The sequence below is a fragment of the Variovorax sp. KK3 genome (genome assembly GCF_001984055.1).
Lineage (GTDB): Bacteria > Pseudomonadota > Gammaproteobacteria > Burkholderiales > Burkholderiaceae_C > Variovorax.
In genome coordinates this window covers 1-14,770 of record NZ_LYVO01000002.1, presented here as the reverse complement: position 1 = coordinate 14,770, position 14,770 = coordinate 1, and the positions used below count along the sequence as shown (strand labels likewise).

Genomic DNA, 14,770 nt, shown 5'->3' with positions numbered 1-14,770 from the left:
CATGAACGGCTGAATGCATGGGGGTCGACAGCCGTTCAATGCCCTGAATGCTCCGAGTGCTTCGAATGCCCGCGCGGCTTTTGGACTTGCACCTCGACATCGAGAGCCGGCATGTTCTGCGCCGGCATCGCCGATGCGCCCGACCCACGCGAGCGCGGCGCCTCCGGCGGGCTCCCGCTCCACTCGTAGGCCACGCGACCCTTGGGGTGGCTGTACCAGCCCGGGTTCGTGTAATCGCCGGCCTTCTGGTTGCGCCGCACCTTCACCACGCTGAACATGCCGCCCATCTCGACCGAGCCGAAGGGGCCTTCGCCGGTCATCATGGGCGCCGTGTTGTCGGGGATGGGCATCTGCATCTCGCCCATGTCGCCCATGCCGCGCTCGCCCATCACCATGTAGTCGGGCACCAGCTTCGTGATCTTGCGGACGATGTCCTTGTGGTCGACGCCGATCAGCGTGGGCAGGTCGTGCCCCATCGCGTTCATGGTGTGGTGGCTCTTGTGGCAATGGAAAGCCCAGTCGCCCTCCTCGTCCGCCACGAACTCGATCTGCCGCATCTGGCCCACCGCCACGTCGGTGGTCACCTCGGGCCAACGCGCGCCTTTGGGCGTGGGGCCGCCGTCGGTGCCGGTCACCGTGAACTCGTGGCCATGCAGGTGCATCGGGTGGTTGGTCATCGTGAGATTGCCCACGCGGATGCGGACCTTGTCGCCCAGCCGCACGTTGAGCGAATCGATGCCCGGGAACACGCGGCTGTTCCACGACCACAGGTTGAAGTCGAGCATGGTCATGATCTTCGGCGTGGCGCTGCCGGGCTCGATGTCGTAGGCGTTCAGCAGGAACACGAAGTCGCGGTCGACACGGTCGATCAGCGGATGCTCGGCGCGCGGGTGCGTGACCCAGAAGCCCATCATCCCCATGGCCATCTGCACCATCTCGTCGGCATGCGGGTGGTACATGAAGGTGCCGGGGCGGCGCGCCGTGAACTCGTAGACGAAGGTCTTGCCCGGGCCGATCGCCGGCTGCGTGAGGCCGGAGACGCCATCCATGCCGTTGGGCAATCGCTGGCCATGCCAATGGATGCTGGTGTGCTCGGGCAGGCGATTGGTGACGAAGATGCGCACGCGGTCGCCTTCGACGACCTCGATGGTCGGGCCGGGCGACTGGCCGTTGTAGCCCCACAGATGGGCCTTGAAGCCGGGCGCCATCTCGCGCACCACGGGCTCGGCGACGAGGTGGAATTCCTTGACGCCATCGTTCATGCGCCAGGGCAACGACCATCCGTTGAGGGTCACGACGGGTTGGTAGGGGCGGCCGGTGGGAGGTGCCGGCGGCGGCAGGGTGTCGGGACGGGTCTGCAGCACGGGCTCGGGCAGTGCGGCCATGGCGGCCTTGCCGACCGATGCGGCTGCCAGGGCGCCGGTGATGGCGCCTGCGCCATGGAGGAAATTGCGTCGGGTGTTCATGGAGGTCCGAAGATGGTTCAGTGCGCAGCGACAGCAGGGGTTTCCGCCGCAGCGCCGGCGGTCGGCGTCGAAGCAGCTGCGGGCCTGCCGATCACCGACGCAGCCAACGCTGCATCGGCGAGCCAGAACTGCTGCTGCGCATCGATGGCCTGCGTCACGCCGGCCACCTGATCGCGTGCCTCGGCCAGCAGCTCGAAGACGCCGATCAGCATGCCGTTGTAGCGAAGCAGGTTCTCGTCGGCGATGGCCTGGCGCAAGGGCACGACCTCTTCGCGGTAGTGCCGCGCGATGTCGTAGGCCGTGCGGTACGCGGAATAGTCCTGGCGCAGCTGCGAGGTGGCCGCGCGTGCGGCCGCGTCGTAGCCGTAAGCCGCCGCGAGCGACTCCGCGTTCAGCAGGTCGCGCCGGGCCGAGCCCCAGTCGAACAAGGGGAGCACGATGTCGAGCTCGAAGCCGCGGCGCGTGCGGCGGGAACGCTCGGCATCGTCGAACACGCTGTCGCGCCGTGCGCCGAGTTCCACGTCGACGAAGGTGGACAGCAGGTTGACGCCCTGGGATTTGCCGGCGACGTCGAGTTGCGCGCGGGCCAACTGCAGGTCCAGCCGCTGCTCGCCGCCGGCTGCGGCCACCTCGCGTGGCTCGCGCGGGGACTCGGGCAGATCGGGCAGGCGGCCAGGCAGCTTGAGCGACACGGCCTGGGCGTCGTCGAGGCCTAGCGCGCGAACCAGTTCTTCGCGGGTCGCGGTGACGGCATGCCGCGCGCCGGCCAGGCGCGTGGTCGCGTCTGCATAGAAGGCCTGCTGCCGCGCGCGCTGCAGCCGGCTGAAGTTGCCCACCTGCTGCATGCGCCGCGCCAGTTCGGCGCTGGCCTCGGCCGACTGCTGCACTTGCTCGGCGTACAGGAGCAACTGCTGCGCGGCGACCGCGCGCACCCAGGCCTGACGCGTTCGCGTGACTTGGTCGACGACGGTGCCGGTCAGGTGCACCCGGGCCAACGCCGACTGGCTGCGAGAGATCGACAGGCGCTGCGGCAGCAGGAGCAGATCGACGAGGCCGAAGGACAGCAGGCGGCCGATTTCGAGTTCATCGCCCAGCCGCATGCGTTCGAAGGTGAACACGGGGTTGCGAAGCCGGCCCGCCTGGTCGGCCGCGGCGATCCCGGCCCAGCCTTGCGCCAGAAGCGCCTGGAGCGCGGGGCTGTTGCCGAGGGACAGTTGCACCGCGCCCTCCTGCGACAAGGGGCTGGCGAGCAGGTCTTGTGACAGCGCGGCGCGGCGGTCTCGTCGGTCTTGGGTGCGGGCGAGTTCGAGTGCGCCGTGCGTGAAGTGCGGAGCGCTCGCGTTCGTGTCGCGCAATGCGTCGTCGATGCCGAGGGCGGCGCAGCCGGTCAGCAGCATCAAGGCCGCGGACGCTGCGGATGCCGAGGCCAGGCGCAGTGCACTCATGGCCGTCGCTCCGGGTTCGCAGGCATCGGCATGTGATGGCCTGCATGCGGATCGGGCGCACGGGCGGGTGCACCGGCCGCTTCGCGCGGCGCTTCGCCTGCGCCTTCCTTGGCATAGGCACGCCAGCCGCCGCGCGCGCGGACGGTGTCGTTGGCCTCTTTCCAGGGAATGGCCTTCTCTTCGACGAAGGGTCGGTAGCCGTCGAATGCGGAGCGGAAGGACAGCGGCGCCTGTGCTTCGGGCTGGATAGAAGCCGCGGGCGCTGGAGCCGTCTGTGCGGCGGCCGTCAACGCCGCGACGGCGGGCAATGTCGCCAGCCAACGGGCCGGCCTTGGATGGGGCATGAAATCCTCGCGATGTGCGTGAGCAAAGCGGCATCGGTGGCCCATGCGGGCCCGATGTCAGGCGGGATGCAGGCGCGCAGGCACGCTTCCGGTGACCAAGGTCATCGGCCGGTGCGGGGCGCGGTCACGCGCGAGGAGGCTTGTCGAGAACGCGCAGCGGCGGGCTCGCCGGTGCTGCGAAAGTTTCGGCCAGGTCGGCCTGGGGGAGCGTGGCGAGGGGCTGGAAAGGCAGCGTACCCACCATCGCATTCGCGTGGCAGGACGCGCAGGCGCCGCACTTGTGGAAGTCGCCGGTGTCGGCCGAAGCGGCGTGGTGAGTGGCGTGGCCAAGGCCTTGGGAGTTGCCTTGCGCGTCGCCGTGAAGATCGAACCGGATATCGCCGGCGTGCGAGGCATGCACTTGCGACGGCATGTCGTGATCGTGGGCAGCGTGTTCATGGGAGTCCGCATGACCCATCGCATGGACCGCCCCCGCACCCGAGGCCGCCGGCAACGCGCAATAGCTCATTGCCACGGCCGCCACGCCTTGCAAGGGCAAGGCCAGCATGAAGAGCCACAGCAGCACGGCGCGCAAGCGAAGCATCACGAGATTCTATGCCCCGGTCGCAGCGTCACTGCGCGGCGCACTCGAGCGAGAACAGCGGCACCTCGCATCGCCGGCTCAACCACACGCCGCCGCCGAGTTCCTGGAAGTCCTGCGACAGACCGTGGCGGTACACCTCGGCGCGATGGCGAAAGATGCGAGGGTCGGTGACGTCTTCATCGACGATGTCGCGCTCGTAGTCTTCGCGGGTCACGGCTTCCACGTAGAGGCCACCTTGACTCAGCGCTCCCAGATTGCGAATGGCGCGCTTCACATCCGAGGGACTGAGGTACGGCAGCACACCCTGGCAGATGACGAAGTCGAAGGGCTCCTTGGCCTGGTAGTCGAGCACCGAACCGCGCTCCCAGCCGTAGCGCCCGCACAAGTACTCGCTGAACTCCACGCCTTGGTAACTGGCCGCCGGGAAGTGCTTTGCCACGACGTCGCGCCAGAGGCCGATGCCGCATCCCATGTCCAACACGCGCCGCACGGGCACGCGCAGGTATCGAAGGTAGGCACAGACGAAAGCGCCCAACCGCTCGACATGCCGGGGATCGACGACCTTGGTCTTCTTGTCGAAGTAGAAGCGCTGGTAATAGGCTTCGTCGAAGATGGCGGCGCCGGCTGACTGCATGTTCACTCGACTCGCAACAGATGGTCCACGCGTGGCGGCCGCGGGGCAAAAGAAAACGGGCTACAGCGAAATCGCTATAGCCCGTTTTGTGATTGGCGGAGTGGACGGGACTCGAACCCGCGACCCCCGGCGTGACAGGCCGGTATTCTAACCAACTGAACTACCACTCCTGGTAGGCTGCGTTCACTCCGTTAGGAGCCAAGTGCTGCCGACTTGTGCCTTCTTCACTTGCGTGAAATCTGGCGACCCTACGGGGATTCGAACCCCGGTAGCCACCGTGAAAGGGTGGTGTCCTAGGCCTCTAGACGATAGGGTCATAAACCTAAGAACCGCGTTGCGATCAACGCTCGGTTTTCTCGACGCCCTGATGGTGGAGGTAAGCGGGATCGAACCGCTGACCTCTTGCATGCCATGCAAGCGCTCTCCCAGCTGAGCTATACCCCCTGTGGGTGTCGAGCCTTGGAGTATAGCCTGGAAAATCAGGCTTCCTGAAGGCGCTTCAAAATTTCTTCGCGAGAAAACAGTGCGAGCACGGCATCGAGCGACGGCGTCTGCGGCGTGCCCATCACGAGCACGCGAACGGGCATTGCCAGAGCGGGCATCTTGATGCCCTGCGCGCCCAACACTTCCTTGATGGCCGCGGCGATCGACGCCTTGTCCCAGGTCACCGTCGCGAGCTTGTCCGCCAGTGCGGCAATCGCAGGACGAATGCCGTCGCCGACATGCTGCGTGCGATCGGCTTCGCTCGCCTTCACATCGGCATAGAAGGCAGCGGCCCAGTCGGCCAGCGCCACCGTGGTCTCGCAGCGGTCCTTGAACAAGGCGCAGATCGCGGGCAGACGCTCGTCGGCCGTGATGCCGCGCTTCGCGAGTTGGGTCGCGACGAGCGGCGCAAGCTCGGCATCGGGCTTGGCCTTGATGTACTGCGCGTTGACCCAGGCGAGCTTGGCGGCATCCCATTGCGCCGGGCTCTTCGACAGGTGCGAGCCATCGAACCAGCCCACCATCTGCTCGCTCGAGAACAGCTCGTCGTCGCCATGGCTCCAGCCCAGGCGCGCCAGATAGTTGAGCATGGCCTCGGGCAGGTAGCCGCCCTCGTCGTAGGCGGTCACGCTGACGGCGCCGCGGCGCTTCGAGAGCTTCTGGCCGTCTTCGCCGAGGATGACCGGCACGTGGCCGTACTGCGGCAGCGGCGCACCGAGCGCGCGGAAGATGTTGATCTGCCACGGCGTGTTGTTGATGTGCTCGTCGCCACGGAACACGTGCGTCATGCCCATGTCCCAATCGTCGACGACCACCGCGAAGTTGTACGTCGGCACGCCATCGGTGCGCACGATGATCAGGTCGTCGATCTCGCGGTTGTTGATAGTGATCGGGCCTTTGACCAGATCGTCCCAGGTCACGTCGCCCTCGGGCGGGTTGCAGAAGCGGATGACCGGCGCCACGCCTTCGGGGACGGGCGGCAGAACTTTGCCCGGGGCCGGCCGCCAGCGGCCGTCGTACAGCGCCTTCTCGCCGCGGGCGCGCTGCGCCTCCTTCATTTCGTCGAGTTCGGTGGGCGTGCAATAGCAGCGGTAGGCCGTGCCGGCGGCCAGCATCTGCTCGACGACCTCGCGGTAACGCTCGAGCCGCTGCATCTGATAGATCGGACCTTCGTCGTAGTCGAGGCCGAGCCAGTGCATCGAGGCGAGGATCTGCTCGACCGACGCCTGCGTCGACCGCGCGACGTCGGTGTCTTCGATGCGCAGCACGAACTTGCCGCCGTGGTGGCGTGCATAGGCCCACGAGTACAGCGCCGTGCGCGCGGTGCCAAGGTGAAGAAAGCCGGTGGGCGACGGTGCGATGCGGGTGCGAACGGTCATGAAATCAGTGGATCAGCGTGTCGAAGCCGCGTGCAAGGTCGGCGCGTATGTCGTCGATGTGGTCCAGGCCGACCGCCACGCGAATCAGGCCCTGGCCGATGCCGGCGGCCTGCCGCTGTTCTTCGGTGAGACGGCCGTGCGAGGTGGTGGCCGGATGCGTGATGGTGGTCTTGGTGTCGCCGAGGTTGGCCGTGATGGAGAGCACGCGCGTGCTGTCGATCACATGGAAGGCGTTGGCGCGCGCCGCCTCGGGCGTGTCGCCCGGCACATCGAAAGACACCACCGCACCGCCCTGCCCGGCCTGTTGCCGCATGGCCAGTTCATGCTGCGGGTGCGAGGCCAAGCCCGGGTAGTAGACGCGCTTCACCGCAGGCTGCGTCTCCAGCCACTGCGCCAACGCGAGTGCGCCGGCGCAATGGGCCTGCATGCGGATGCCGAGCGTTTCCAGTCCCTTGAGCACCACCCAGGCATTGAAGGGCGACAGGGCCATGCCCGCCGTGCGCACCACGGTGGCGAAGATGTCGATCAGCTTCTGCGATCCGCAGATCGCGCCGGCCAGCACGCGCCCCTGCCCTTCGAGGTACTTGGTACCCGAATGGATGACCAGGTCCGCGCCGAGCTCGGTGGGCCGCTGCAGTGCAGGCGAGCAGAAGCAGTTGTCGACCGCGAGCAAGGCACCCGCGCCATGCGCCAGGTCGGCCAGCGCACGGATGTCGCAGACGTCGGTCAGCGGGTTGGTCGGCGTCTCTGCGAACAGCAGCTTGGTGTTGGGCTTGATCGCCGCCTTCCATTCCGCGACGTCGGTCTGCGAAACGAAAGTGGTCTCTACGCCGAACTTGCCGAACTCGCGGCCGATGAGGTTGAGCGTGGAGCCGAACACGGAGCGCGAGCACACGACGTGGTCGCCTGCCTTGAGCAGGCCCATGCACATCATCAGGATGGCGCCCATGCCGCTGGCCGCGCCGATCGCGGCCTCGGTGCCTTCCAGCGCCGCCAGGCGCCGCTCGAAGCTGGCCACGGTCGGGTTGGACGTGCGGGTGTAGGTGAAGCCTTCCTCCGTGCCCGCGAAGCGGCGCGCCGAGGTTGCGGCGTCGGGCTGCACGAAGCTGCTGGTGAGAAACAGCGCCTCGGAGTTCTCGCCGTATTGGCTGGGTTCGAGCGCCTCACGCACGGCGAGCGTGTCGCGGTGCAGGCCGGGGGGCAGGGTTCGGTCAGTCACGTTCAAGTCTCGCTCAGGTTGGGCAATGCAAGGCGCGAGGAATCCTCTTCGGTTTCCTCGATGCGCGGACGGTTGCCGTTCATTCGCGTGATGGCCTCGGTGTCGATGTCGCCGGTGACGTACACCCCATCGAAGCAGGAGGCATCGAAGCCGTCGAGCTTGATGCCACCGGCCGGCGCGGCCTTGAGCACGGCCCGCTTCATGCCCTCGACGTCCTGGTAGATCAGGGCGTCGCAGCCGATCAGCTCGCGCACCTCTTCGACGGTGCGGTCATGGGCGACCAGCTCGTCCTTGGTCGGCATGTCGATGCCGTACACGTTGGGGTAGCGCACCGGCGGCGCGGCACTGGCCAGGTACACCTTGCGCGCGCCGGCATCGCGCGCCATCTGCACGATCTCGCGGCTGGTGGTGCCACGCACGATGGAGTCGTCCACCAGCAGCACGTTGCGGCCCTTGAACTCGCTGCCGATCACGTTGAGCTTCTGGCGCACCGACTTCTTGCGCACGCCCTGCCCCGGCATGATGAAAGTTCGGCCGACGTAGCGGTTCTTCACGAAGCCCTCGCGGTACGGAATGCCCAGCAGGTGCGCGAGCTGCGTCGCGCTCGGGCGGCTGGATTCGGGGATGGGGATGATCACGTCGATCTCGCTCGGCGGCACGGTCGAGACCACGCGTTGCGCGAGGGTCTCGCCGAGGTTGAGGCGCGCCTGGTAGACCGAGATGCCGTCGAGCACCGAGTCCGGCCGTGCGAGGTAAACGAACTCGAACATGCACGGATTCAGCGTCGGCGATTCGGCGCATTGCTGCGCGTGCAGGTTGCCCTGCAGATCGATGAACACGGCTTCGCCCGGCGCCACGAAGCGCTCGAAGGTGTGGCCCGAGCCTTCCAGCGCGACCGATTCGCTCGCCACCATCAGCGTGCCGTCGGCGCCGCGCCCCACGGCCAGGGGCCGAATGCCATAAGGGTCGCGAAACGCCAGCAGGCCATGGCCGGCGATCAGCGCCACCACCGCATACGAGCCGCGCAGGCGCTTGTGCACGTTGCGCACGGCAGCGAAAAGCGATTCGTTGTCGAGCTTCGCGCCGCGGGACGAGCGGTCGAGCTCGTGCGCAAGCACGTTGAGCAGCACCTCGGAGTCGCTGTCGGTGTTCGTGTGGCGATGGTCGGTGGAAAACAACTCGGCGCGCAGCGCGTGCGCATTGGTCAGGTTGCCGTTGTGCACCAGCACGATGCCGAAGGGCGCGTTCACGTAGAAGGGCTGGGCTTCTTCTTCGCTGAAGGCATTGCCTGCCGTCGGGTAGCGCACCTGCCCGAGGCCCACGCCCCCCGGCAGCGCACGCATATTGCGCGTGCGGAAGACGTCGCGCACCATGCCCTTGGCCTTGTGCATGAAGAACTTGCGCTCCAGCAGCGTGACGATGCCCGCCGCATCCTGCCCGCGGTGCTGCAGCAGCAGCAGTGCGTCATAGAGCAGCTGGTTGACGGGTGCGTTGCTGACAACGCCGACGATTCCACACATTGAAGCGATCCTCTCAGGGTCTCAAGGCAGGTAGCTTGCCAATTTCTCAGGCAGTGCAGGCTTGAGGCCCTGCAATGCCGCATTCAGAACAGTGGCGCTTTGCGACTCCAGCCACCAGGCCGAATCACCGAGCGCGAGCAGATGAACCACGACCGCCAGGGCCAGTAGCGCAACGGCGCCACGGGCCAGCCCGAACACGGCCCCCAACATGCGATCGACCGGACGCAGACCCACGGCCGTGACGAGCCTGCGAACCAGCGCGGCCAGCAATCCGACACCGAACACCACGCCCACGAACACCAGCGCGAAGCCCGCCGCATAGCGCCAATTGGCAGCCGGGTCGCCGAACGGCAGCCAGGCCCCCACGTCGGCAGCGAACCACTGGGCACAGAAGAACGCGGCCACCCACGCAGCCAGCAAGATCAGCTCATACACCAGCCCACGCACCAGACCGAACAACATCGACACCACCAGCAGCACGATGGCAATCCAGTCGAGGGCAGCCACTGACGCCTACAAGCTGAGGACGGCCGCCGACAAAGACAAGCCTTTGACCTTGCCTGCCGCCTTGTCCGCCTCGGCGCGCGAGCCGAAGGGGCCGACGCGGACCCGCGTGCGCTCGCCATCGGCCGTCTTCGCGACGTTGGTGAAGGTCTTGAGGCCGGCCTTCTCGAGTTTCTGGCGGACCTCGCGCGCCTTGTCGGCATCGGCGAAGGCGCCCACCTGAACCACGAAGCGGCCGGCGTCATCCGCCGCGGCGGGTGTGCTGGTGGTGGGCTTGGCGGCGGCGGCTGCGGCGGCCTTGCCGTCGAGCAACGCGCGGGCGCGGGCACCGTCGTCGGCGGACTTCGCTGCAGTCTTGGTGTCGGCCTTCGTGTCGGATTTGGTGTCGGCTTTGTTATCGGCCTTCGGCTCTGCCCTGGCTTCGACCTTGGCTTCCGTGCGCGGCTTGGCTTCGGGCTTCGCTTCGGCCTTGGCTTCGTGACGCGGCTCCGGCTTGGCTTCCGCCACGCGCGGCGGCCTCGTTTCCGCTGGCGGCGCAGCCGGTGCCGGCCTGGACGGCACGACTTCGCTGCCGTCGGCCGCCTCGGTGATCATCTCGTTCTCTGAAGGCCTGGCGGCGACCGGCGGAGGGGTTGCCGGCGCGGCCGTCGACGCAGGCGCGGGCGGCGTCGGCAGGGTCAGCGGCTTGGCCTTGTTGCGGTCGGGTATGTCGATGGGGATGTCGACCGACACCGGGCGCGGCTGGGTGTCGAACAGCAGCGGAAAGCCGACCACGCCGACCAGCACCAGCACCGCGGCACCCAGCAGCCGGTGGCGAGCCCGACGGCGCATGGCTTCGACGCTCTCGGCCGGTGCCGCAGCGACGGTGGTGTTTCGCCCTTCGTTGGCCTGCGGACCGCGGGAGCGGAACTTGAAGAACGCCATGAAATTCGATTCCCTGATGGAGTGCAGCGTGAGGTAGAAAAGGCGCCGGAACTCAGGCCCATCAAGCGTCCGGCGGCAGGTGCTTGGCCCGCAGACGTGGTGTTCCGTGCTCGAGCACACCACCCACTGTGAAGAACGATCCGAAGACGACGATTCTATCAGCGGGGTCTGCGCGATCGATGGCCGCCTGCAGCGCCTCCATGGGGGCCGCATGCGCGCTCGCCGAAGCGTCGGCACGCTGGTTCTGCGCCTGCCACTGCGCCATCAGATCGGCAGCCTTCGCGGCACGCGGCGTCGGCAGATCGGTGAAGTACCAGTGGTCGATCATCGGGCCGATGCGCGCGAACATGGGCGCCAGGTCCTTGTCGGCCATGACGCCGAACACGCCGTGCGTAGTCGGATAGAAGCCCATGGCATCGAGGTTCTCGGCCAGCGCCGCCACGGCATGCGGGTTGTGCGCCACGTCGAGCACGAGCGCGGGCTCGCCCGGCACGATCTGAAACCGACCCGGCAGTTCGACCGTGGCGAGTCCGTTGCGCACGGCTTGCGCGGTGATGGGCAGCTGCGGTCGCAGCGACTCCAGCGCCGCCAGCACGCCGGCCGCGTTGACCAGTTGGTTGGCACCGCGCAGCGCCGGGTACGCCAGGCCGCTGTACCGGCGCCCGCGGCCCGTCCAGCCCCACTGCTGCTTGTCGCCCGAAACGCTGAAGTCCCGGCCGACGCGCCACAGATCGGCGCCGATCGCCTCGGCATGGTCGACGACGCTTTGCGGCGGTACCGGGTCGCTCACGATCGCCGGCTTGCCTGGCCGCATGATGCCGGCCTTCTCGAAACCGATGCGCTCGCGGTCGGGGCCGAGGAATTCCATGTGGTCGAGGTCGATGCTGGTGATGACGGCGCAGTCGGCGTCCACCATGTTCACCGCGTCGAGCCGGCCGCCCAGGCCGACCTCGAGGATCGCGACATCGGGCTTGCTCGCGGCCGAGCACAGCAGGATCGCCAGCGTAGTGAACTCGAAATAGGTGAGCGCCATGTCGCCGCGCGCCTGTTCGACCGCCTCGAAATGCACGGCCAGGGCGTCGGCATGCACCGCCTCGCCCGAGAGCCGCAGCCGTTCTTCGAAGCGAACCAGGTGCGGCGAAGTGAACACCGCGGTGCGATAGCCCGCACTCATCAAGATGGCCTCGAGCATCGCGCAGGTCGACCCCTTGCCATTGGTGCCGGCCACGGTGATGACCGGACATTCGAAAGCGAGGCCGAGCCGACGGCCCACCTCGCGCACACGGTCGAGCCCCAGCTCGATATTCTTGGGATGCAGGTGCTCGGCGTGTGCGAGCCAGTCGGCCAGGCTTTTCATGGAGCCCGGAATTGTCGCCCAGGCGCGGCGCGGGCATCATCGCGGGATGACGACGACCCTCTATGGCATTACGAACTGCGACACCGTCAAGCGCGCCCGCGCGTGGCTCGACGAGCAAGGCATCCCCTATCGTTTCCACGACTTCAAGAAGGAAGGCGTGCCCGAAGCCGAACTCGACCACTGGCTGAAGGCACCCGGCTGGGAAGCCCTGGTCAACCGGCGCGGCACCACCTGGCGCAAGCTCGACGAGGCGACACGCAATGCCGTCGTCGATGCCGCCTCCGCACGCGCCGTGTTGCTGGCCAACCCCAGCCTGATCAAGCGGCCGGTGGTCAACTGGGGTCCGCGAGGCGGCGTTACGACAGGGTTCGACGCCGCGCAGTGGAAAAGCCACACTGTGTAAACGGTTGAACCCCGGCCGACGCATGGCATCGAACGGGTTCGGCGGGCCCCGCGCCCGTTTCCAGAACTACAGGAGCTCCGAAATGCGCACCCTTCCCAAGACCCTTTGCAAGCTGAGCGCTCTTTCCCTGGTGGCCGTCCTGGCGGGCACCGCGTCGATGGCCCAGGCGGCACAGGCATGGGCCCGGGTGGTCTCGGTCACGCCCTCGCACGAAACCACCGGCAACACCCGCTACAACGTCACCTACGAATACGGCGGCCGAAACTACACGATGGTGACCGACACCCGCCCCGGCGCCAGCATTCCGATCGAAGTCGGCGACTACGGTGTGGCGACCACCGCGCCCGTCGCCCCGCAGTACCCGATCGCGGCAGCGCCAGTCGACGTGCCGCGACCCGACTGGAACAACGTGACGCCGGAGCCCGGCGTGGTGGTTTCAGGCGGCGGCGTTCCGGGCTACGGCCAGCCTGCCCCGATCTACACGCAGCCGGCACCGATCTATTCGCAGCCCGCGCCCGTCTACTACGCCCCGCCGCCGGTGTACGTGGCGCCGAGCTACTACGCATCACCCTACGTCTATCCCCCCGTGGGCATCTCGCTCAACCTGGGCTATTCGCGCGGCTGGCGCGGCGGCGGCTACGGCGGCTGGCACGGCCGCTGGCGCTGAGCGTCGCCGGCGGCCAGCCGGCCCGGCCTAAAATCACCGGCTTTCCAACCCTTGCAGGGGCGTGCCCACGCCAGGCGCGCGCCCGGCGGCCGAGTGCCGTCGGCGTCCCTCCCAGACCAGCATGATCGAATCCCTCTCCAGCGCCACGGTGTCGACCAAGGCGAACGTGTACTTCGACGGCAAGTGCGTGAGCCACAGCCTCACGCTGGCTGACGGCAGCAAAAAATCGGTGGGCGTGATCCTGCCCGCCACCCTCACCTTCAACACCGGCGCGCCGGAAATCATGGAAGGCACCGGCGGCCGCTGCGACTACCTGCTCGCGGGCAGCAGCGAGTGGAAATCCTCCGGCCCCGGCGAGAAGTTCAGCGTCCCCGCGAACTCGAGCTTCCAGATCCGTGTGAGCGGCGAGCCCTACAGCTACATCTGCCACTTCGGTTGAAACGGGATTCGAGCATGTCCACCATTCTCCAAAGCATTCCCGCCGGCCAGAAGGTCGGCATCGCCTTCTCGGGCGGCCTGGACACCAGCGCCGCGCTGCGCTGGATGCGCAACAAGGGCGCCATCCCCTACGCCTATACAGCCAACCTGGGCCAGCCCGACGAGCCCGACTACGACGAGATCCCGCGCAAAGCCATGCTCTACGGTGCCGAGAAGGCGCACCTGGTCGACTGCCGCGCGCAGCTGGCCGCCGAAGGCCTCGCCGCCCTGCAGGCGGGCGCCTTCCACGTGACGACTGCCGGCCTGACCTACTTCAACACGACGCCGCTGGGCCGTGCCGTCACCGGCACCATGCTGGTCGCCGCGATGAAGGAAGACGACGTCAACATCTGGGGCGACGGCAGCACCTACAAGGGCAACGACATCGAGCGCTTCTACCGCTATGGGTTGCTCACCAACCCGGCGCTGAAGATCTACAAGCCCTGGCTCGACCAGACCTTCATCGACGAACTGGGCGGCCGCGCCGAAATGTCGGCCTTCATGCAGAAGGAAGGCTTCGCCTACAAGATGTCGGCCGAGAAGGCCTATTCCACCGACTCCAACATGCTGGGCGCCACGCACGAGGCCAAAGACCTCGAGCACCTGAACAGCGGCATGAAGATCGTGCAGCCCATCATGGGCGTGGCCTTCTGGAAGGACGAGGTCGAAGTCAAGCGCGAGGAAGTCACCGTGCGCTTCGTCGAGGGTCGCCCCGTGGCGATCAACGGCGTGGAATACCCGAGCCTGGTCGAGCTGCTGCTCGAAGCCAACCGCGTCGGCGGCCGCCATGGCCTCGGCATGAGCGACCAGATCGAAAACCGCATCATCGAAGCCAAGAGCCGCGGCATCTACGAAGCCCCCGGCCTCGCGCTGCTGTTCATCGCCTACGAGCGCCTGGTCACCGGCATCCACAACGAAGACACGATCGAGCAGTACCGCGACCACGGCCGCCGCCTCGGCCGCCTGCTCTACCAGGGGCGCTGGTTCGACCCGCAGGCCATCATGCTGCGCGAGACGGCCCAGCGCTGGGTGGCGCGTGCGGTCACGGGCGAGGTCACGGTCGAGCTGCGCCGGGGCAACGACTACTCGATCCTCAACACCGATTCACCCAACCTGACCTACAAGCCCGAGCGGCTGACCATGGAAAAGGGCGAGTCGAGCTTCTCGCCGGCCGACCGCATCGGCCAGCTCACCATGCGCAACCTCGACATCGTGGACACACGCGAAAAGCTGGGCATCTACACGCAGGTCGGATTGTTGTCTTCGGGCCAGGGCGCCTCGCTGCCCCAGCTCAAGAACGACGAATCGAAGTAGCAGGCCGCGGCGGGCGGACGCAGGCGCGGGGCTGGCTCAGTTGCCGCCTCC

General features: G+C 67.4%; 15 protein-coding genes and 3 tRNA genes. 4 read left to right on the top strand and 14 right to left on the bottom strand.

Annotated elements, in window-relative coordinates:
- Nucleotides 1-35 precede the first annotated feature (35 nt).
- From B0W80_RS01160 to folC, 14 genes are all read right to left on the bottom strand, one after another.
- Nucleotides 36-1,466, bottom strand: a complete 1,431-nt coding sequence (locus B0W80_RS01160) for a multicopper oxidase family protein (protein WP_076997265.1) — start codon at nt 1,464-1,466, stop codon at nt 36-38.
- 17 nt (nt 1,467-1,483) lie between these two features.
- Nucleotides 1,484-2,911, bottom strand: a complete 1,428-nt coding sequence (locus tag B0W80_RS01155) for a TolC family protein (protein WP_076997264.1) — start codon at nt 2,909-2,911, stop codon at nt 1,484-1,486.
- Entirely contained in the window at nt 2,908-3,255 is a 348-nt protein-coding gene (locus tag B0W80_RS01150) for a hypothetical protein (RefSeq protein WP_076997263.1), read from the bottom strand. The genes B0W80_RS01155 and B0W80_RS01150 overlap by 4 nt, the downstream gene beginning before the upstream one ends.
- Before the next feature lie 124 nt (nt 3,256-3,379).
- Entirely contained in the window at nt 3,380-3,820 is a 441-nt protein-coding gene (locus B0W80_RS01145) for a hypothetical protein (protein WP_218668864.1), read from the bottom strand.
- A gap of 46 nt (nt 3,821-3,866) precedes the next feature.
- Nucleotides 3,867-4,472: a class I SAM-dependent methyltransferase gene (locus B0W80_RS01140; RefSeq protein WP_076997422.1), complete on the bottom strand. Its 606-nt coding sequence runs from the start codon at nt 4,470-4,472 to the stop codon at nt 3,867-3,869.
- Between the two features lie 93 nt (nt 4,473-4,565).
- A tRNA-Asp gene (locus B0W80_RS01135) sits at nt 4,566-4,642 on the bottom strand.
- A 70-nt stretch (nt 4,643-4,712) separates the two neighbouring features.
- Nucleotides 4,713-4,788, bottom strand: a tRNA-Glu gene (locus tag B0W80_RS01130).
- Between the two features lie 52 nt (nt 4,789-4,840).
- Nucleotides 4,841-4,916: transfer RNA gene (locus B0W80_RS01125), tRNA-Ala, on the bottom strand.
- Between the two features lie 35 nt (nt 4,917-4,951).
- Nucleotides 4,952-6,334: a glutamate--tRNA ligase gene (gene gltX, locus B0W80_RS01120; RefSeq protein WP_076997261.1), complete on the bottom strand. Its 1,383-nt coding sequence runs from the start codon at nt 6,332-6,334 to the stop codon at nt 4,952-4,954.
- 4 nt (nt 6,335-6,338) lie between these two features.
- Nucleotides 6,339-7,553, bottom strand: coding sequence for an O-succinylhomoserine sulfhydrylase (locus B0W80_RS01115; RefSeq protein WP_076997421.1), 1,215 nt, complete (start codon nt 7,551-7,553; stop codon nt 6,339-6,341).
- A gap of 2 nt (nt 7,554-7,555) precedes the next feature.
- The gene (purF, locus tag B0W80_RS01110; protein WP_076997260.1) at nt 7,556-9,073 is read right to left on the bottom strand and encodes an amidophosphoribosyltransferase; all 1,518 of its coding nucleotides are present in this window, start codon (nt 9,071-9,073) and stop codon (nt 7,556-7,558) included.
- 21 nt (nt 9,074-9,094) lie between these two features.
- Nucleotides 9,095-9,580 carry a CvpA family protein gene (locus tag B0W80_RS01105; protein WP_076997259.1) on the bottom strand — a complete coding sequence of 162 codons (486 nt, stop codon included), beginning with the start codon at nt 9,578-9,580 and terminating at the stop codon, nt 9,095-9,097.
- 6 nt (nt 9,581-9,586) lie between these two features.
- Entirely contained in the window at nt 9,587-10,501 is a 915-nt protein-coding gene (locus B0W80_RS01100; RefSeq protein WP_076997258.1) for an SPOR domain-containing protein, read from the bottom strand.
- Between the two features lie 61 nt (nt 10,502-10,562).
- Complete coding sequence (folC, locus tag B0W80_RS01095; protein WP_256856437.1) at nt 10,563-11,858, bottom strand: bifunctional tetrahydrofolate synthase/dihydrofolate synthase; 1,296 nt, start codon at nt 11,856-11,858, stop codon at nt 10,563-10,565.
- Nucleotides 11,859-11,904: 46 nt separating this feature from the next.
- Between folC and B0W80_RS01090 the strand changes: the two genes are divergently transcribed.
- The 4 genes from B0W80_RS01090 to argG all read left to right on the top strand — a co-directional run bounded on the left by B0W80_RS01090 (nt 11,905) and on the right by argG (nt 14,719).
- Nucleotides 11,905-12,261, top strand: a complete 357-nt coding sequence (locus B0W80_RS01090; protein ID WP_076997256.1) for an ArsC family reductase — start codon at nt 11,905-11,907, stop codon at nt 12,259-12,261.
- A gap of 82 nt (nt 12,262-12,343) precedes the next feature.
- On the top strand, nt 12,344-12,928 hold the full coding sequence (locus B0W80_RS01085) for a hypothetical protein (RefSeq protein WP_076997255.1): 585 nt from the start codon (nt 12,344-12,346) through the stop codon (nt 12,926-12,928).
- A 121-nt stretch (nt 12,929-13,049) separates the two neighbouring features.
- A complete protein-coding gene (locus B0W80_RS01080) occupies nt 13,050-13,367 on the top strand; it encodes a pyrimidine/purine nucleoside phosphorylase (RefSeq protein WP_076997254.1) in 318 nt (105 codons plus the stop codon).
- A 14-nt stretch (nt 13,368-13,381) separates the two neighbouring features.
- Nucleotides 13,382-14,719, top strand: a complete 1,338-nt coding sequence (gene argG, locus B0W80_RS01075; RefSeq protein WP_076997253.1) for an argininosuccinate synthase — start codon at nt 13,382-13,384, stop codon at nt 14,717-14,719.
- Nucleotides 14,720-14,770 lie beyond the last annotated feature (51 nt).

Excerpts from the sequence above, each read along its gene's own strand:
- B0W80_RS01160 (WP_076997265.1), bottom strand. The coding sequence starts at position 1,466 with ATGAACACCCGACGCAATTTCCTCCATGGCGCAGGCGCCATCACCGGC.
- B0W80_RS01155 (WP_076997264.1), bottom strand. The coding sequence starts at position 2,911 with ATGAGTGCACTGCGCCTGGCCTCGGCATCCGCAGCGTCCGCGGCCTTG.
- B0W80_RS01150 (WP_076997263.1), bottom strand. The coding sequence starts at position 3,255 with ATGCCCCATCCAAGGCCGGCCCGTTGGCTGGCGACATTGCCCGCCGTC.
- B0W80_RS01140 (WP_076997422.1), bottom strand. The coding sequence starts at position 4,472 with ATGCAGTCAGCCGGCGCCGCCATCTTCGACGAAGCCTATTACCAGCGC.
- gltX (WP_076997261.1), bottom strand. The coding sequence starts at position 6,334 with ATGACCGTTCGCACCCGCATCGCACCGTCGCCCACCGGCTTTCTTCAC.
- purF (WP_076997260.1), bottom strand. The coding sequence starts at position 9,073 with ATGTGTGGAATCGTCGGCGTTGTCAGCAACGCACCCGTCAACCAGCTG.
- B0W80_RS01100 (WP_076997258.1), bottom strand. The coding sequence starts at position 10,501 with ATGGCGTTCTTCAAGTTCCGCTCCCGCGGTCCGCAGGCCAACGAAGGG.
- folC (WP_256856437.1), bottom strand. The coding sequence starts at position 11,858 with ATGAAAAGCCTGGCCGACTGGCTCGCACACGCCGAGCACCTGCATCCC.
- B0W80_RS01090 (WP_076997256.1), top strand. The coding sequence starts at position 11,905 with ATGACGACGACCCTCTATGGCATTACGAACTGCGACACCGTCAAGCGC.
- B0W80_RS01085 (WP_076997255.1), top strand. The coding sequence starts at position 12,344 with ATGCGCACCCTTCCCAAGACCCTTTGCAAGCTGAGCGCTCTTTCCCTG.
- B0W80_RS01080 (WP_076997254.1), top strand. The coding sequence starts at position 13,050 with ATGATCGAATCCCTCTCCAGCGCCACGGTGTCGACCAAGGCGAACGTG.
- argG (WP_076997253.1), top strand. The coding sequence starts at position 13,382 with ATGTCCACCATTCTCCAAAGCATTCCCGCCGGCCAGAAGGTCGGCATC.